The sequence below is a fragment of the Paenibacillus sp. NPDC057934 genome, assembly GCF_042887565.1.
In the GTDB taxonomy this organism is placed as follows: Bacteria; Bacillota; Bacilli; order Paenibacillales; family Paenibacillaceae; genus Paenibacillus_AQ.
Window position 1 is genome coordinate 321,624 of record NZ_JBHVPB010000010.1, and the last position, 19,034, is coordinate 340,657.

The following is a 19,034-nucleotide window of genomic DNA, read 5'->3' on the forward strand; positions in this document are numbered from 1 at the left end:
GAACCTCCATGAACAGCAAAAAATCTGTAAAGACGCAGGGCGCGGCACTAAAACCGTTCCTGACGCTGCTGAAAGAAACCAAGCCCTCCTACAGCCTGCTGACGACGGCTATTGCCCTCAGTATCGTCTCTACGCTGGTGGGTCTTGTCATTCCTATGTTCACCAAAACGCTGGTTGACGGATTTTCGTTGGCTTCCATAAGTAAATTGCAAATTGCCGGAATTATCGGAGCTTTTATCGCTCAGACGATTGCCGGGGGCGTGTCCATCTACTTGCTGAATTATGTCGGACAAAAGATGGTAGCGGGTCTGCGGGATCGGCTGTGGCGCAAGTTCCTAGTGCTGCCAGTATCCTATTATAATGACAACCGGACTGGTGAAAGCGTCAGCCGGATGACGAATGACACGGGAATCATTAAAACTCTGATCTCCGAGCATTTGGCCAGCTTGTTTACCGGAGTCATTTCGATTGTCGGCTCCATTGCCGTTCTGCTCTATTTGAATTGGAAAATGACTTTGGTGCTGTTCGCTGTGCTGCCGCTGTCGGCCTTAATATTGGTGCCTCTGGGACGGCAGATGTACAAAATCTCCAAAGGGATGCAGGATGAGACGGCTACCTTTACCGCCACACTGAGTGCGGTACTATCGGAGATCCGCCTGGTGAAGGCTTCCGGCGCAGAGAAAAGGGAATATGAGGCGGGTAGAAGCGGAATTATGAACCTGCTGACCTTCGGTATTCGTGAGGGCAAGATCAATGCCATGATTAGTCCGCTGGTGTCTTTTGTATTCATGATGTTGCTTGTTGTGATTATTGGTTATGGCGGCATGCAGGTATCGTCGGGGGCGCTCACTGCCGGTGAGCTGGTCGCTTTCATTCTCTATCTGATCCAAATTATTATGCCATTGACCCAATTGACCACTTTCTTCACCCAAATTCAGAAGGCTAAGGGCGCTTCGGAGCGTATCATCGAGACATTGGCGGCTGAAGAAGAGAACTACGAGGGAGAAGCGGAAGCAACAGCGGACCATGGGCCGATCACGGTAGAAGATTTGAGTTTCGGCTACAAGAACGGCGAGAAGGTGCTCAGCAATGTGAGCTTTACCATGCTTCCGGGTCAGGTGACAGCTATTGTCGGACCTAGCGGAGGCGGGAAGACGACATTGTTCTCCATGCTGGAACGTTTCTATGAGCCCGAGAGTGGTGCGATTCGACTGGGCGATAAACCTGTTACGGACTTTTCCTTGAAATCCTGGCGGAATCTGATCGGGTATGTGTCACAGGAAAGTCCATTGTTGGCGGGTACAATTGCTGACAATCTTAGCTACGGCCTTGAACGTAAAGTCAGCCTAGAAGAAATGCGTAAAGCAGCTGCTATGGCTTATGCCGACGGCTTTATCGACGAATTGCCGGATGGATATGAGACGGATGTCGGCGAACGGGGCGTGAAGCTGTCGGGTGGACAGCGGCAGCGGATTGCCATTGCCAGAGCGCTGCTGCGCGATCCCGAGATTCTGATGCTTGATGAAGCTACCTCCAGTCTGGACAGTCAATCCGAGGCGGTAGTGCAGAAGGCGCTGACGAATCTGATGAAGGGCAGAACGACGATTGTCATCGCACACCGGTTGGCTACGGTAGTCCATGCGGACCAGCTTATTTTTATGGAAAAGGGTCGGATTACTGGCAAAGGTACACACGAAGAATTGCTAAATCATCATACGCTGTACCGGGAGTTTGCCACCCAGCAGCTGCAAATGAATGAACCAACAGCCTATGCCGGCAGCAAAGAGGAGGTTCAACCTAGAAATGACCAAAATTCTAGTAGTGGACGACGATCCGCATATCCGCGAATTGGTGGAAGTGTTTCTGAGAGCTGAAGGAATGGAAGAGATCTACGCGGCTTCTGACGGGCTAGAAGCACTCCGTCTACTAGAGAACACTTCGGTGGATATGGCGATACTGGATGTCATGATGCCGAATATGGATGGCTGGGAGCTGTGCCGGGAACTGCGAAGATTATATGACTTTCCGATTTTGATGCTGACGGCCAAAGGGGAAACGATGCAAATAGTGAAAGGTTTTGAACTTGGCACCGATGACTATCTGGTCAAGCCGTTTGAACCGCCGATCCTGATCGCCAGGGTGAAGGCGTTACTCAAGCGGTACCAGATTTCCGCCGCACAGAGTGTGGTGATCGGCCATCTGCGGATGAACCGTAAAACCTATGAGGTGAACACTGAGGATGGGGAGATTACATTGCCGCTCAAGGAGTTCGAGTTACTCTTCAAGCTGGGTAGCTATCCAGGGCAGACCTTGGCCCGGGAACGGCTGATCGAAGACATCTGGGGCTATGATTTTGAAGGGAATGAGCGGACGCTGGATGTTCATATCAACCGTTTGCGGGAACGATTCCCCAGAGAGAGGTACGGATTCGCGATCCGTACGCTGCGTGGTCTAGGGTATCGCCTGGAGAGCGACATATGAATAAATTCAAGAAAATAATCCGATTTTTGTTGTTCATCGGATTCCTTGGCGTGGTTCTTCTTAGCTGGAGTGGATCTTACTTCTTAATGAACTGGGTATATTCCTGGGCTGGCCGTCCTGCTCAGGAATATACAGCAGGGTTACTCACTACGATCGTGTCGATTGCGTTGTTCTTACTGCTGGTATTTTGTGTTTCTGGCACCTTCCGTGGCTGGGAACGGGTCTTCTACAAGTCCATTATTGAAGGTCTTCGCAGAATCTCCACCGGTGATTTCAATGTCGTTCTAGCCAAAGATAGGGATTATGGTGAATTTGGAGAAATTGCTGAAAGCATCAACAAGATGGCCAGCGAACTGGGTCGGATGGAGACCATGCGTCAGGATTTCATCTCTAATGTCTCACATGAGATCCAGTCGCCCTTGACCTCTATCCGGGGCTTTACCCGTGCGCTTCAGGCAGAGACGCTCAGCCCAGATATCAGGCGGCATTATCTTGACATTATTGAAGCCGAGAGCACAAGGCTTTCGGGGCTGAGCGACAATCTCCTGAAGTTGTCTGCGCTAGAATCAGGTAATTTTCCGTTTGAGAAGCAGGTCTACCGCCTGGATAAGCAGCTGCGAAATATGATTCTAGCATCCGAACCGCAGTGGCTAGAGAAGAATATAGAGGTGGAGGCAGAGCTTGCAAACGTGGAGGTGTACGCCGTGGAAGATCTCATAAGCCAGGTCTGGACCAATCTGCTGCACAACAGTATTAAGTTCACTCCGGAGGGCGGATGTATTCGGGTTCGAATGGAGGCTGTGGATGGAGTCGTTCAAGTGGAAATCAGAGATAGCGGGATCGGAATCTCGGCAGAAGATCTGCCTCGCATCTTCGAACGTTTCTACAAAGCAGACAAAGCTAGAAGTGCTAGTGGAGGTGGCAGTGGCCTTGGGTTGTCTCTTGTGAATAAGATTATTGAGATTCACGAGGGAAGCGTCACGGCAACTAGCCGTCCCGGAGAAGGGACGGCTTTTGTAGTACGTCTACCGGTGTGAACCTCTTGATGTAAGCCGGTTCATGTGCAGACTATCGTTGTTCAAGACCTTTCTCCAGTAGCGCCCAAAGCTGTTCGAACTCCTGATCAATACCAGGGCGCTGCCATTCGTAAGCATGGGATGGATGATGATAGCCTGCTGTGGCCTGCACAATGGAGCGGGATAGCACTTTCGACGGAACCGAATCTGCAAGTATACCTTCACGAACTCCCCGTTCGACCACGCTACTCATCTGCTCATAGATGCACTGGACATGGGCCTCGATCAGCGCGGCCGAATTTACTGTAACCTCCGCATACATTTTGAACATTTCTGGATCTTCTGAAGCGCAGTGACGCTTAAGCTCAATTAGCTTCAAAATATAAATCCGCAGCTGTGCCAGCGGATCTCCTGTTGTTTTCTGCGCAATCTCGGCCAGGGGGGCGAGAATTTGCTCCTCTAGCCATCTCTCCGTGACCGCCTCGCGCAAGGCCACCTTGCTTGGATAATGCCTGTATAAGGTACCGTGGCTGACGCCGAGTAACTTTGCCACATCGGTGACCGATGTTTTGTCCGGCCCGAACCGGCGCAAGGTCTGCTCAGCGGCATCCAGAATTTCTGTTTTACTTAAGATTGAGCTTGATTTGGATTGTGCCATGGATTCTTCCTCCTCCAGTGATAAAAGAATAGCATAACGGGTAGCAGATGAGTATATTACACAACAATGCTACAAAATTCGACAAGAGTTTACATTTGTTATCTATCCTTAATGAAGGAAGTACATATTCATTACGTTCACTGGGGGTTTAATTATTTTGCAGAAGAAAAAAGTTCGTTCATTGCTGACCGCTGCTCTAGCAGCAATGACATTGGGACAGAACTTGTCGCTGCCTACAGCATATGGAGCTTCAACCGAACCGATGGGTAGTCCGCCTTCGGACGGCACCGGAAAATGGATGACTGGCGAATATCACGTGCATACCTATGAGTCGGACGATGCGCAGGAATCATTGAAGGATGTATTGGATACCGCCTTTGACAAGAATGGTCTGGACTGGCTCTTCCTGGCCGATCATTTGCGTATGTCCGGTCGTGATCACGAAGGCACACCTCTGCCAGGAGGGTCCATCCCGATGTCCAAGGGGATTATCGACTATCAGACACCCATAATCAAGACACTTCAGGCTTCTGGGAAATATGCTGGAAAGACCATCTTCTCCGGATTTGAATGGGACATGCCGCAGTATGATCACGCTGCTATCGGGATTGTGACGAATGATCCAGGCTCAGCGGCATCCTTAAAAGCTGTTAATCAGTTTGAATACTTGTTCACGAACCGTGCTGAAAATCTCTTCGATCCTGCCGATGTTGCCAAGTGGGCTGCGCTGGATAACAGAGCCTTCTCAACTAAAGCAGATACCCGCAAAGGCATTCAATGGCTCAGCGAACACTATCCAGAGAGCTATATGCTGATTAACCACCCTTCGCGTAAGAATGGCGGAAGCTCTGAGTTGAAAATTGAGGATGTCCGCGACTTCAACAATATTGATCCACATGTGGCTTTCGGCTTCGAAGGGATGCTGGGCAACCAGATGTCTCCTGACCGGGGGGAAACAGCAGAAGTATACGGCGGAACAGATGTGAAAGTAGCTCAAGTTGGTGGATTCTGGGATGCACTACTTGGCGAAGGCCGCAGATTCTGGAACTTCGCCAATTCCGACTTCCACTTTAAGACCAGCAAGGATAACAAATATTCTAGCGGATACTGGCCGGGGGAATATTCCAAGAACTACACCTGGGTCAATGGTTCAAGCGTTCAGAACATCGTTGATGGCATGCGTTCAGGTAAATCTTTCTCTGTCTTCGGCGATCTGATCAACGCGTTGGATTTCAAGGCATCCGGCGACGGACGTGAGGAAGCCATGGGCGGGGAGCTTGAGGTTAAGCAGGGTGACAATGTTGAGGTTACCATCCGCTTTAAGAGCCCTGCGAAGAACAACAACGGTGATGCTGTCTCGGTAGATCATGTCGATTTGATCTCCGGTGAAGTCGGCGGCAAAGTTCAGCCGGGTACTCCTGAGTATTCCAAGCCAACGAATGATACCACTAAAGTCGTAGCCCGGTTCACTAGTGCAGACTGGACTAAGGATGCCGAAGGCTACAACGTGATTACTTACAAGCCGGGTGCGGCAGACAAGAGCCGGTATTACCGGCTTAGAGGGACTAACCTTGGGCTTAACGTACCGGGAGAGACGAAAGACGGCGAACCTTTACTTGATGTAAAGAATAACACCGCGGATAATGCCACTCGCTTCCAAGAAATCAACAGCCGCAACTATGGCGATCTGTGGTTCTACTCCAATCCGGTGTTTGTGAACGTAGAGCCATACACCGATAAGCAAGCTGTGGAAGATACAACAGCTACACTTAATCTCGGTGATACTAGCGGAGTCATCGCAGACCTGAAGCTTCCCGCCGAAGGCCAGCATGGTGCCAAGGTTCAATGGGAGAGCACAAACGCAGAGGTGATCCGCGTGGTTGACGGAACTGGTTATATTACCCGTCCTGCTGCCGGACAACCTGATGCGGTGGTGTCGCTCAAAGCGACGGTTAGCCGAGGTACGCAGAGTGCTGTGAAAACGTTCGAGGTTACAGTAAAAGCCAAGGAATATACAGATGTAGAAGCTGTACAGTTGGCCAAAGAAAAGCTGACACTTGGCGATCTTAGCGCCGTGAAGAGTGACTTGTATCTGCCTGCTGCTGGTGTGCAGGGGACAAGCATCGTCTGGGAAAGCTCTAACCCAGTCCTGATGACCAAGGAAGGCAAGCTGGCTTTCCGTCCGAAAAAGGATACGTCCATTACCTTGACGGCAACGATCCTGCGCGGTAACGCTTCTGAGGTGAAGACCTTTGAAGTCAATCTTAGCGGGGACGATAGCATTACACCGCTTGAGCTGTCCGGGGTAATCCAGTCTGCAGATGGAGTCAAACAGCCAAGTGGTGTTTGGATTAATCAAGATGCAAATGTGAGTGTAGTTGCCAGCGTTTATGTCCCGGGCACTACAGTTTCCCTACAAGTCTCCCTGGATGGAAGCGGCGAATTCCAGCCTTACGAGAGCAATCATTCCCTGAAGATCACAACCGAAGGCCAGCATACGTTGAAGTTCCGGGCTACGGATTCGCTCGGCAATACAGCTGTACTTCCGCTTGCTGTGAATATTGACCGCACAGCACCAGTGATTACGTTGAAGGGTAGCAGCACCATGACGTTGACCCAAGGCGATAGCTTTGTCGATCCAGGTGCGGAGATCATGGACAAACTAGGAATTGCAGGCCCTATCGTGGTTAGCGGTTCGGTGGATACCAACACGCTGGGCACTTACAAGCTGCAATACAATGCCAAGGATTTGGCTGGAAATAGTGCTGTAGAAGTTGTGCGCACGGTAAATGTATCTGCTCGTCCGAATAGCGGAAACGGCAATGGCAATGGTAATGGTAATGGAGGGGCTCCTGCGCCAACTCCGACTCCGATTCCGACAGTTGCGCCAACTCCAGCTGCTTCCCCGACTCCGGGGAATACAGCGAAGCCATCCACTGAAGGAGTGGAGCTGCAAGTCAATGCGGGACAGGGCGGGGCTGCCAGTCTTAAAGATGCAGCCGATCTTAGGATTCCTGCAGGAGCACTGACTTCAGACAGTAAAGTAACACTGAAGCCGGTAGCACTTCCTACTGGCGGAACTCTGACAGCCGCTAGCGCCGGCGTAGAGATTACCAGTACTAATGCTGGCCTGCTCAATAAGCCGGTCGAATTGACTCTGGTTTATGATAAGAACAAAATTACTACCGGTCATAAGGCTGCTGTCTATTATTACAATGAGCAGCGTAGCAAGTGGATTTATGTAGGTGGAGCTGACAATGCCAATGGCAGCGTTACTACTAGCATTAATCATTTCTCCACTTATGCCGTGTTTAACTATCAAGCCCTGCCGATGACGGATTTGAACAATCATTGGGCTGAGGCTTATACGGACCGTCTGATTGGGATGGAAGTCATGAAAGGTTACGACGATCATAGCTTCCGCCCTGATGAGAAGGTGACCCGGACTCAATTCGCTACCCTCATTGCCAGAGCCTTGGGACTGCAGTCTTCTGGCAGTGCTGCAAGCTTTGCCGATCAGGCAGCCATCCCGGCTTGGGCTGCAGGAGATATTGCGGCTGCTGTAGAAGCGGGAATCATTCGTGGCTATGAGGTCGGTGGCAAGACGATCTTCAAAGGCTCTGAGGTCATCACGCGCGCTGAAATGTCGGTGATGCTCGCAAGCGCACTGAACAGCGCACCACATAAGAAGACAAGCGACAGCATCACATTTACGGATCGTTCCGCAATCCCGCAATGGGCGGCTGAGTCCATTGCGACTGGGGCTGCGGCAGGCATTCTGGGTGGGTTCGAGGATCAGACCTTCCGTCCGGAGCGTACAGCGACCCGTGGTGAAGCCGCAACGGCGATCTACAGATTGCTCGAGGCATTGTCCATTTAATACAGCCGGTATTGTATCTGACGGCATATAACGCAAACGCCGCTTTCCCTGTTGGTTGGGGAAAGCGGCGTTTTTGGTTTTCGCATAACGGTCCAGAGATGGTGACGTTGCAAATTGCGGGAGAGTAAACAGGGAAGGAAATAGGGGCCTACGACATCGCGGTCTAGGGATGATGGCGCTGTAAATTGCGGAGTATCCTGGCCAAGATGGACAGGCCAGTTTCCAGCTCTGCGATTGTAGCGTAGGCGTAGGAGAGCCGCAGATGGCGGTTGTCCCCGCGGTCGTAGAGATCGCCTGTATTGAGCAGCAGGCTAGACTGCAGGGCTGCTTTGAACAGCTTGCGCAGAGATAACGGCTGACGGAGCGACAGCCAGATATAAAAGCCACCTGCAGGTATATTCCAAGTAGCCAGCTCGCTGAAGTGAACCTGTAGCATCTCCAGCACCGCGTCCCGTCGCATTCGCAGCTTCTGACGCAAGGCATTAGCGTGTGCTTCATGATAGCCACCGCTCAGCCATCTGGCGGCGGCAAGCTGAGACAGGGAGCTTGCGCCATAGTCGGACTGCATCTTAATATCGGCCAGCCGTGCGACAACTGATTCCGGGCCGGCAATCCAGCCGATGCGCAGGCCTGGACTGGCGGCTTTGGAGAGGGTTCCGAGGTGAAGGACCCGGCCCTCATGATCCAAGGCTTTCAGTGGCAGAGGCGGGGGTGCATCCAACCACAGTTCCTGGTAGGCTCCATCTTCGAGAATCGGCAGGCCAAGGGCGCCTGTAGTAGCCATCAGCGCATTCCGCCGCTCTTCATCCATCAGAATGCCTGTGGGATTGTGAAAGGTCGGAATGGTATACAACATAGCCGCTTTAGTCCGGTGAGCCTCTTGCGCAATACTGTCCGTCATCAGCCCCCGTTCATCCATTGGCAGACCACTAAACTTCACGCCTGCAGACTGGAAGGCATGGATGGAGTACAGGTAGGACGGCTTCTCCAGCAGGATGGCTGCGCCGCGGGGCAGCAGCCCCATCGCGATAAGTTGTAGCCCTTGCAATGCCCCTGAGGTAATCAGGATAGAGGCGGGGGAAGTATGAATACCGGATGCTGATAGCTTGTTACTAAGGGCTGTCCGCAGTTCCAAGCTGCCAAGCGGCTCTTCGTAGGACAGCGGCAATAGTGGCTCGCGCGCGAGCCCGCCAAGAATCTCCTGCATAACCTGGCCAGGTAGCAGGTCTGGGGCCGGTTCTCCTGTGCCAAGGCGGATTAGCCCTCGCTCATACTCTAGCCGGTTAATAGCTTGGATAGTGGGCAGGTTGGGATAGTGGATACCTTCTTCCACATAATCATTCCAATTGCCCGCTCGAACCTGTCCGTCAAAGCCGTTGGATTCCTGTTTGGCACTGGAACCATCACGCTCGGCAGAGGGGGTGGAAATTCGGGTTCCACCCCCTCTCTTTCCCTCAATCAGCCCCATCGCGGTCAGTTGCCCCAATGCGGTTACAAGGGTGCTGCGGTTGACGCCGAGCTGTCGGCACAGCTCCCGCTGCGGAGCTAGTCGCATGCCAGGGGGCCAGGCTCCGCTAATGATTTTGTCGATAAAATAGTCTGATATCTGGGCATGAAGCGGCAGCGCGGAAGTTGCGTCTGGTCGCCATTCACCAGTGCCTCTGGCAGAGGCTGTGCCTGCTACTGATTCGGCGTTGAGAGCATCCACTGGCGCTACTCTATCTTTTGAAGAAGGAGAGGAGAAAGCGGGTTGCTTAGAAGTAGGCTTCACGGCAGAACTCCTTTATATAAAATCGCTATAATCATCGAACTCGAAATATTAACACTTTTGCCACCACTCTGGTGGCTCTTTCTGCGTTGAGTATATCATGGACAGGCAGCTTTGCTGTGTCTTGGTTGGGTATTAATCTGGAATTTGGATGGTTACGGTTATGTTGCGGAAAGGTACTATCAATGGTGCGCAGTTATGCTGCTCACCAAAGATTTTCTCATCATAAAGAAATCATCAGGAGGGTTCTTACAAATGTTTGAAGCAGTTATACATGGAATTATATTGGCGTTTGGACTTATTTTGCCGCTGGGAGTACAGAATATATTCGTCTTTAACCAGGGTTCGCTTCATTCGCGATTTCGAGGAGTGCTGCCGGTAGTGCTGACCGCCGCCCTATGTGATACGCTGCTGATCGGGGCTGCTGTCGGTGGAGTTTCGTTGGTTGTCATGTCCGTGGGCTGGGTAACACCTGTGATTTATAGCGTGGGATTGATTTTCCTGGCATATATGGGCTGGAGCATCTGGGGTAGCACACCGGCACAAGGCGAGGTGAAAGTGCTATCGGCAAAGGGGCAGATAGCCTATGCTTTGTCGGTGTCTCTGCTAAATCCCCATGCACTACTGGATACTGTAGGAGTCATCGGAACCAGTTCCCTGCAATATGGCAGTGGAGAACGGTGGATATTTGCCGGTGCGACAGCAGCAGTCTCCTGGTTGTGGTTCATCGGACTCGCAGTCGCCGGGCGGGTGGTGGGACAAGCGGACCCTTCGGGGCGGATTTTGCGTGCCTTGAACAGGGCATCTGCTCTGCTGATCTGGGGGATCGCGGTTTATATGGGGATGCAGTTATGGAATATATGGACTGGAAAGTAACGATAGGATAATGGGTAATTGAGGAATTCTCAGCGGCGGTGAATCCCCTGGATAGTTGCTCTTCCTTTGACCACTGGAATTGCTTGTCTTCCAGAGGCATACAATAGTTGCAGCACAGGTTGCGGAGGAGAATTACACATGACAGAGAACGTTGTGGAGATAGAGAAATCTGACGATCCCAAGCGCCTGCTGATTTGCTGCTGAATTTGACAGATCTGCGACAATTGAAGGGAATGGACATAGAATGCTCACCGAAAGCGTTTTATGGTTTCGATATAATTTAGATATAGAAGGAACATTGCATCCTTTTTCCAAGAACACAGCTAGGATACCGGAAGATGCCAAGCGGCTATTCCTTGCCGCGGTACCCGGGAATAACAATAGGGGAGGATTTGTCAAATGACCTTACAATCCGCTTCATCGCTTGTTGTGCCGGAAGCTTACACCCGTTGGCTGGAAAGTCGAGGATTAATATATCAATTGCTGTTGGATTTCTTCGGGAGAAAACCATCTCTTTCTCTGGTGGCTCAGTGGTGCAGCACACGTCAAATGAGCATCGCTGCTGAGATGACCGAGGGCGGCCGCGAGCTGAAGCGTTACCTTTGCAGTCAGGAGCCTGGCAAGCTGCCGCAGATTTGCAAACAGGAGACGCAGGAATACACTCGGCTGATGAATGAACGGGCCACACGTGAAGCAGCTAACCGGGGCCGGGCCGAAGAATTCTGCAATGTCCTGTCCGATGTGTATGCCTCGGCGGGAGTCGTATTTAAGAAATGCGGTGAAGAAGCCGATGATCATATTGCTATTGAATTGGAATTCATGGCGGTGCTGCACGAGCGGATGCTATATAACTGCTTCACGGTGAGAAGCGCCATGGAACTGCTGGAGATCCAGGAGGCTTTTCTGGAAGAGCATCTATTGAGATGGACCCCACAGTTCTGCGAACGTCTTAATTCCTTGACGGAGAGCAAGCTGTACCTCGGCTTGAGTCACATGTTGGAGGAGTTTTTGCCGCAAGATTTGCAAATGCTGCGAGCCTGGAAGGCCTCGCTGGAGACAAGCGCTACATCTATGTTGTAAGAAGAAGCCCGGGCAACCGGGCTTTTTTGTGTGCTAAGTGAAGCGCGAAACTAGCTCTTAAAGCACACAGTGGGCGTCGACTTGGAGACGCCCACTTTGCTCGCTTGTCAGCGTGCTGCCCCGTTAGTCCCGGGGCAGCACGCTGACGGCAACCCCGGCGGCAATGGCTGCCACATCGCCGGGGTTCACGACACCGGCAGCGCGCTGCAGAGCTGCTGCCGTGCCGCAGGCCGCGCCGAGCGTTAGCCGCGCCGGCCAGTCACCCCCAGCCACAGCCGCCGCCAGTAAGCCGGCGGCCGTGGCATCCCCACTGCCGAGCGGGCTCACGGCAGTGACCTGCGGCAGCGTCACACGGTAACGCTGCCCGTCCGCGGCGGCAACTGCGCCGCGGGGCCCCAGCGTGACGACAGCGTCACGCGCGCCAAGCTCCAGCAGCGCTTCCAGCGCCTGCCGAGCGGTGTCTTCGCTGCCGGTGTCGGCCAGACCGGCCAGCTCTGCGGCTTCGTGCTCGTTGGGCTTCACGAGCTCGGGCCGGCCTTGAAGACCAAGGCGCAGGGCCTCGCCGCTGGCGTCCAGCATCACCTTGGCGCCGCCGTGATGGGCGATATCGGCCAGCTCTGCATAGAGCCAAGGGGGGCAGCCTGGAGGCAGGCTGCCCGAGAGCAGTACCCACCGGGAACGGTGGGCCAGTATCTCCAGCCTGCTGCGCAGGGCCAAAAGGTCCTCCCCGGTGATAACTGGCCCAGACTCAATCAGCTCCGTCTGGGTAGTAGAAGCAGGGTCGAGCACGGTCAAGGCCAGCCGTGTCTCCCCTTTCGGGACTTTGACGAAGTCGGCGTCAACGCCTTCTTCAGCCAGCCCGGCTAGCAACTGCTCGCCGGTATATCCAGCAGCAAAGCCGCAGGCGATTACTTCTGCTCCTAACTGGCGTAACACCCGTGCGGCGTTGACGCCTTTGCCGCCGGGGAGAGTTAGAGAATCAGTGATCCGGTGGACGCCATTTACTTGGAATCCCGGTACAGTATAGATTTTATCGACAGCCGCATTCAGCGTGACGGTTGTAATCATGTTAAGTCTTCCTCTCTATAGACATCCATAGCTTCATTGTACTGTTCGGAAATCCCTCGATACAAGATGCCGTAACCTCATTGTTCTTGACCTTTTCCATAGGAATGGAATTCCCTAATCACATGCCAAGAGGCCCCTCCATATGCGGAGGGGCCTCTTGGATCATTCAAGCTGTTGTACAAGTAAAGACTTGTTTACTAGCTACAGTTTCAGACTCACTTGATATTGAGCTACTGTAGCTCAATATAGCGAAGCGAGAGACTTAGTGTTATTCTTCCACAGTCTTTCTGCGGAATTTCATCAGGAATTCGTACACTACCGGCACTACCACGAGTGTCAGGAGCGTGGAACTGATGAGACCACCGATAACTGTGACGCCGAGGCCCTTGGAAATGATGCCGGCGCTGTTTTCGAGTCCGCTCACGAGCGGCAGCAATGCGCCGATGGTAGCGAGTGCGGTCATCAGGATTGGACGCAGACGCGTACCGCCTGCTTCCAGCAGGGCTGCTCGGGTGGTAAGTCCTTCTTTTTCTTTATGAATAACACGGTCGATCAGTACGATCGCGTTGGTGACGACGATACCGATCAGCATCAGACCACCCATCAGAGCGGAGACGTTCAAGGTCTCCTTGGCTAACAGCAGGGCAACCAGCGCTCCGATGACGGTGAACGGAAGCGAGAAGAGAATGGCGAATGGCGCAAGCCCGCCGCCAAAGGTAACCACCAGTACGAAGTATACGATGGCGATTGCGGCAGCCATAGCAATACCGAGTTGTCCGAAGGTGTCATTGATTTGTTCTGTAACACCACCGAACGTAACCGTTACACCATCAGGCAAGTTAAGAGCTTCGATTTTGGTCTTCACACTATTGGAAGCAGCGTTAACGTCATTAGCGATGATATCCGCTGTAACATCCACTTTCATTTTGCCATCCATACGAGTGATCGAGTCCGGAGAAGAACCTTTCTCAACCTTGGCTACATCTTTAATTGGCACGGTGATGCCAAGCGGCGAAGTGAGAAGCGCATCCTCCATCTCATTGATGCTGGTATACGTATCTTTTTCAGTCTCGATATAGACATTATAGTTTTTGCCATCCAGCTTGATCTCGGTCAGAACCGGACGTGCTCCAGCAGGACTGAGCTTCATGGCGATTTGTCCGGCCGTAAGGCCCAGTGAGCTAAGCTTTTGCTGGTCCGCTACGATGGTGTATTGATCATAGGCTGCGGATAGACTTGTTTTGCCATCCTTGAAGCTGGCGGTATCCTTCTGTACAATTCCGGCAATTTCATCGGCTACAGGCTTCAGCTGATCCAGATTGTCTCCGAAAATATTAACCGTCAGCGTACTGCCGCCAAGGCCGCCACCGGCCATACCGGACATATCGCCCCAGACGCCTTCTGGAACTTCTTTGGTGAGTCCTTCAATCAGTTTCTCTTTCACGGCTTCGAAATCAGGCGTTTTGCTGTCGTAAGCAACATAGAACAGTCCCGACTTACCACCAGAACCGCCCAAGCTGAACGGACTGCTTCCGCCGATGGAATACTGCATCTTATCTACATGGTTCTGTGCCAAAATATATTTCTCTGCTTTCAGGCCTTGCGCCTGCACATCCTCCAGACGCTGTCCTGCTTTAGGTGAATAAGTCAACGTAACGTTCTTCTCTTCCTGGGATGGCATGAAGCTGACACCGATCGGTTTGATCAGGAACAAGCTGCCTACCAGGAGAATAACAGCAACACCAAAAGTGACTAGCTTGTGGGACAAGCACCAATCCAGCACTTTTTGATACCAGGCAGACAATCTGTCCGGTTTATCGTGATGATCGTTCTTCTTTTTCAGCCCGTTACGGAACAGTGAGTGCGCCATTGCCGGTACAAGCGTGATGGCTACAATGAGTGAAGCCAGCAGGGCAAAGACCATAGTCAGGGCAAATGGCAGGAACAATTCGCCGACCATTCCGCTGACAAATGCAAGCGGCAAGAATACGGCAATCGTAACGATAGTGGACGACATGATTGGCACGAACATTTCGCGTGTTGCCGCGCTAATTAACTCTCTGCCACGCAGCTTCTCGCCCGATAGTGATAACCGCCTGTAGATGTTCTCGATGACGACAATGGAGTCATCCACGACCCGTCCAATGGCTACGGTCATCGCGCCTAGTGTCATCATATTCAGGGTGATATCCATCTGGCGCAGGCACAGCACTGCAATCAGCAGTGAGAGCGGGATGGAGATGATCGAGATAATCGTTGAGCGGATATTCCGCAGGAAGATCAGAATGATAATGACCGCGAACAAGGCACCGAAGGCAGCCTTAGATAACATGGTGCTTACCGAATCCTCGATCGGCTTACCTTGGTCGAGCAGAACCGTCAGGTCAAGACCCTTGAACTGTTCTTTGAGCTCTTCGGTCTTCTTCTTGACTTTGTTGACTACTTCAACGGTGTTGGCATCATTAGCCTTGACGATCTGAATACCGATGGATTCCTTCCCGTTAGTACGGGAGATGGATTCAGAACGGCCTACAACTTCAATATCTGCCAATTCGCCAAGTTTGACGGTAGGAAGTCCTGCACCGAGGGCCGCACTGGCTGCGGCATTCGCTCCGGCTCCACCGTTGTTTGCAGCACCTCCTGCGGCCGCACCACCAGCAGCTCCTGGAGCTGCGGCACCGCCGGCTGCGCCAGCACCGCTTGGCATTACAGGGATAGCAACGTTTTTCAAGTCATCAATGGTTGTGACATTCCCGTCGACAACGACGGCTTTCTGTGATGCTTCCATTTCGAACAGGCCAAGCGGTACACGCAAGGAAGATCCTTGAACGATACCTTTTACCGTATCTTCGGTCAGTCCATATTGCTTCAGCTTATCTTGATTAAATTTCAGGGAGACTTCTTTAACATACTGTCCGGCGATTTGGACAGACGCTACGCCTTCAAGGTCTTCCAGTGCTGGACGGATGTCGTTTTCCGCAATACTGGTCAATTCTTCAAGCGGCTTGGAGCCATCACCGGCAAGGCTGAGAGATACGACAGGAAGAGAGCTGAGACTGAAGCGGGAAATTCTCGGCTTCTGCACGTTGTCCGGCAGGACGACCTCATTCAATGCTTCGCGGACCGCTGCTGTCGCATTGTCCAGGTTGGTGCCGTAATTAAATTCAATGAAGATGCTGGAGGCGTTCTCCAGGGAGGTGGAGGTCAGCGTTTTGACACCATCCACATTGCGCAGCTTCTGCTCTAAGGGTTTGCTGACATCATTCACAACCCCTTCTGGCGCAGCGCCTGGATAAATCGTTGTGATACTCAGGTAGGGAATACTGATATTCGGCAGGGTCTCTTGCTTCATGGTCAGTCCGCTGTACAGACCAGCAAAGACGATGATGATCGTCAGAAGCCAAATCGCAAATTTGTTTTTAAGTGAAAAATTAATCAAACTTTTCATGGCGTACAATTCAGCTCCTCTTGGTTATGCATATAAGGTGATAACAACTTTCTTAATTCCATCAGAGGCTCGGCAAGTTCGGGACAGGCTTGCAAATTGAACAGCATCCCTTGAATAATGGCTCTCCGCGGGTGAGAAACAAGCATTTCCCCTTCCAGAATGGCAAGCGAATCCGCGGCATCCTTCTGTTGTCTGGTCTTGAGAGGGGTAGCACCAAGCAGGTCTTTCATTTCCTTGATCAACTGAAGCGGATTCTTGCGTACGTTCCCCTCTTGACCAGCCAGCATCCCTACAACCATCGCATGTGAGATGAGCGGGGCGGGCTTGTCTGCAAGCAGGGAGGCCGCGATGATGTCCATCATGTTGATCAGATGATCCGCCATGCGTGCCGTAGGCACAAAGGATTCAGGGTGGAAGAGAACGCGTACATAAGAGCTAATCATGCCGTGAGCGATCATGGATAAATCGCCTGTATAGGGCAAGATATCCTTGCCGTAGAGGCTCTCCATCTTGGACTGGAACCAGCCCATCACGACCACATTACTCTTTTGCAGCCATTCGGGGATATCAGAATAGCCTTTTCCGGCAAAATCCTGAATTTGGCGCTGCAAAAACTCGCGCAGCTCGTATACATGATTAAGCAGAATTTCGACCTGGTTCCGCAGCTTTTCGCGCGGCGACTTCCCGGTCTCCTGCTCCGCGTGAACCAGCGGATCACGGATCATCTTGAAGCAGTATATATAAATGCTGCGTTCCAGCTCCTCCTTGGATTTAAACAGGAGATAGAGGCTGCCCTTGGACATGCTGCTCAGCTCCGCGATTTCCTGCATGGAAGTAGAGGAAGAACCTTTCACAGCGAACAGTTGCATCGCCGTCTTGATAATCTGTTCCTTCTTGTCCTGGGTACGGTCTGCCACCGATGAATCCCCTTTCTGACTGATAAGTTCTGAAATTGACTGATTAGTCATGAAAATTATATTACAACTTTCTGGGTATTACAAATTTACACTGACAAAGGTTACAATTTTGACGCAATTATCAATTTGACACCGATTTTGTAGGAAGAACCCCTGTATTCATGTAATATATAAATGTGTCATTTTCGTGATGTAAAAAGAAGGTAGGTAGAATATGAGAAGAGGATTGCAGGCAATTGTCATTATTGGAGCTTTTATAGCTTTTTACTACTTCGGCTTTGGTCTGTTCGGTAGTACCGGCACGACCATTATTAGTATTTTCTCTACATTGACGGTCATATCCATCGGACTTGCCATATCTATGGAGAACCGGAATCCTTCCACAACGATGTCATGGATCTTGCTGCTGGCTTTGATCCCAGTAGTGGGACTTATCTTTTATTTCCTGTTCGGACAGAACGTATTCAAGCGTCGTAAATATGATAAAAAGGCCCAGCTTGACATGATGGCCTACGAACGAATTGAGAACGATGCGCTGCGTACTCACCATGATTGGTCAGAGTTTGCAGAGCCTCATCAGAAGCTGTTGGGATTGTCGCAACGCTTGGCACGGACGCCAATCTCCTGTACGTCAGAGACGCGGGTCCTGACCAACGGAGAAGAGACTTTTGGCACCCTCCTTCTGGAGCTGCGGCAGGCACAGCATCATATTCATATGGAGTATTACATCTTTCGGGCAGATCATATCGGGACACGCATCCAGCAGATTCTGATTGAAAAAGCCCGTGCCGGCGTTACCGTCCGATTCATGTACGATGCGGTCGGCAGCATTCAGCTCTCCAAGTCTTTTCTGAAGGAAATGAGCGATGCCGGGATACAGGTGGCGGCTTACGGCAACTCGACTTCCTTTTTCTCCAGTCGGGTGAATTACCGAAATCACCGCAAAATCGTCGTCATCGACGGTGATGTAGGCTTTATGGGCGGACTTAACGTCGGCGACGAATACTTGAGCCGCAGCAAAACTTACGGGTTCTGGCGCGATACGCATATGCTGGTACGTGGTGAGGCGGTACGGACGATGCAGATTATCTTCCTCCAGGACTGGATGCATACGACGGGGGAGAAGATTCTGGAGCAGGATTACTTGTCGCCTAAACTCAGGTATATGGCTGGAGACGGCGCGGTGCAGATTATTGCGAGCGGGCCGGATAACGAACGCCGGGCACTCAAGAATCTCTTTTTCTCTATGATTACCTCTGCGCAAGAATCCGTCTGGATTGCTTCGCCATATTTCATTCCCGATGAGGATATTCTAACCGCACTGCGTGTTGCGGCGATGTCTGGTCTTGATGTACGGCTGCTATTTCCGGCCAAACCGGACAAGTGGATTCCGTTTCTGGCGTCCCATTCGTACTTTCCGGCACTGCTGGAATCCGGTGTGAAGATTTACGAGTATGAGAAGGGATTCATTCATTCCAAACTGCTTATTACGGACGGGGAAATTGCCACAATTGGCACGGCAAATATGGACATGCGTAGCTTCCACCTGAACTTCGAGGTGAATGCGCTGTTGATCCGGACAGAGAGTGTAGCGCGGATTGTCGAGGACTTCGAGCGGGACCTACTTTCCACTAGACAAATCGTACATGAGGAATTTATGAACAAACGACTGATGGAACGGATACTGGAATCGGCGGCGCGTCTAATGTCTCCGCTGCTGTAGGATAGAATAATAAACCACTTGGACTGAAGTGACCCCATAAAGTTAGACAGGTTATATGATTAGGCGATTCGTTGGGCATGAGTTCGGTACTGTACCGGACTCATGCCTTTTAGTTTTGC

At 51.7% G+C, this 19,034-nt stretch carries 12 protein-coding genes; 7 read left to right on the forward strand and 5 right to left on the reverse strand.

What is annotated here, in order from left to right; translation table 11 throughout:
* The first annotated feature begins 8 nt into the window (after nt 1-8).
* The 3 genes from ACFVRY_RS23415 to ACFVRY_RS23425 are packed head-to-tail and all read left to right on the forward strand — an operon-like array spanning nt 9 to nt 3,518.
* A complete protein-coding gene (locus tag ACFVRY_RS23415) occupies nt 9-1,874 on the forward strand; it encodes an ABC transporter ATP-binding protein (RefSeq protein WP_387502697.1) in 1,866 nt (621 codons plus the stop codon).
* On the forward strand, nt 1,804-2,481 hold the full coding sequence (locus ACFVRY_RS23420; protein ID WP_387502698.1) for a response regulator transcription factor: 678 nt from the start codon (nt 1,804-1,806) through the stop codon (nt 2,479-2,481). The genes ACFVRY_RS23415 and ACFVRY_RS23420 overlap by 71 nt, the downstream gene beginning before the upstream one ends.
* Nucleotides 2,478-3,518: a sensor histidine kinase gene (locus tag ACFVRY_RS23425; protein WP_387502699.1), complete on the forward strand. Its 1,041-nt coding sequence runs from the start codon at nt 2,478-2,480 to the stop codon at nt 3,516-3,518. Before ACFVRY_RS23420 ends, ACFVRY_RS23425 begins: the two co-directional genes overlap by 4 nt.
* 31 nt (nt 3,519-3,549) lie before the next feature.
* Here the strand turns inward: ACFVRY_RS23425 and ACFVRY_RS23430 are convergent, their stop codons facing one another.
* The gene (locus ACFVRY_RS23430; protein ID WP_387502700.1) at nt 3,550-4,155 is read right to left on the reverse strand and encodes a TetR/AcrR family transcriptional regulator; all 606 of its coding nucleotides are present in this window, start codon (nt 4,153-4,155) and stop codon (nt 3,550-3,552) included.
* A 157-nt stretch (nt 4,156-4,312) separates the two neighbouring features.
* Between ACFVRY_RS23430 and ACFVRY_RS23435 the strand changes: the two genes are divergently transcribed.
* A complete protein-coding gene (locus ACFVRY_RS23435) occupies nt 4,313-8,035 on the forward strand; it encodes an immunoglobulin-like domain-containing protein (RefSeq protein ID WP_387502701.1) in 3,723 nt (1,240 codons plus the stop codon).
* A 163-nt stretch (nt 8,036-8,198) separates the two neighbouring features.
* On the opposite strand, the gene ACFVRY_RS23440 is transcribed toward ACFVRY_RS23435, so the two are convergent.
* Nucleotides 8,199-9,743 (reverse strand): aminotransferase-like domain-containing protein, encoded by a 1,545-nt coding sequence (locus ACFVRY_RS23440; protein WP_387502723.1) that lies wholly within the window; start codon nt 9,741-9,743, stop codon nt 8,199-8,201.
* 315 nt (nt 9,744-10,058) lie between these two features.
* On the opposite strand from ACFVRY_RS23440, the gene ACFVRY_RS23445 reads away from it, so the two are divergent.
* Together ACFVRY_RS23445 and ACFVRY_RS23450 are read left to right on the forward strand one after the other, a co-directional pair.
* Nucleotides 10,059-10,679, forward strand: a complete 621-nt coding sequence (locus ACFVRY_RS23445) for a LysE/ArgO family amino acid transporter (protein ID WP_387502702.1) — start codon at nt 10,059-10,061, stop codon at nt 10,677-10,679.
* Nucleotides 10,680-11,078: 399 nt separating this feature from the next.
* On the forward strand, nt 11,079-11,759 hold the full coding sequence (locus tag ACFVRY_RS23450) for a TorD/DmsD family molecular chaperone (protein ID WP_387502703.1): 681 nt from the start codon (nt 11,079-11,081) through the stop codon (nt 11,757-11,759).
* A gap of 123 nt (nt 11,760-11,882) precedes the next feature.
* Here ACFVRY_RS23450 and ACFVRY_RS23455 read toward each other — a convergent pair whose 3' ends face one another.
* The 3 genes from ACFVRY_RS23455 to ACFVRY_RS23465 form a co-directional block, all read right to left on the reverse strand.
* On the reverse strand, nt 11,883-12,827 hold the full coding sequence (locus ACFVRY_RS23455) for a 1-phosphofructokinase family hexose kinase (protein ID WP_387502704.1): 945 nt from the start codon (nt 12,825-12,827) through the stop codon (nt 11,883-11,885).
* Nucleotides 12,828-13,095: 268 nt separating this feature from the next.
* Nucleotides 13,096-16,275 (reverse strand): efflux RND transporter permease subunit, encoded by a 3,180-nt coding sequence (locus ACFVRY_RS23460; protein ID WP_387502705.1) that lies wholly within the window; start codon nt 16,273-16,275, stop codon nt 13,096-13,098.
* Nucleotides 16,272-17,192, reverse strand: coding sequence for a TetR/AcrR family transcriptional regulator (locus ACFVRY_RS23465; RefSeq protein WP_387502706.1), 921 nt, complete (start codon nt 17,190-17,192; stop codon nt 16,272-16,274). The genes ACFVRY_RS23460 and ACFVRY_RS23465 overlap by 4 nt, the downstream gene beginning before the upstream one ends.
* A 214-nt stretch (nt 17,193-17,406) precedes the next feature.
* Here ACFVRY_RS23465 and cls point away from each other — a divergent pair, with 214 nt between their 5' ends.
* Nucleotides 17,407-18,915: a cardiolipin synthase gene (gene cls / locus ACFVRY_RS23470; protein WP_387502707.1), complete on the forward strand. Its 1,509-nt coding sequence runs from the start codon at nt 17,407-17,409 to the stop codon at nt 18,913-18,915.
* Nucleotides 18,916-19,034 lie beyond the last annotated feature (119 nt).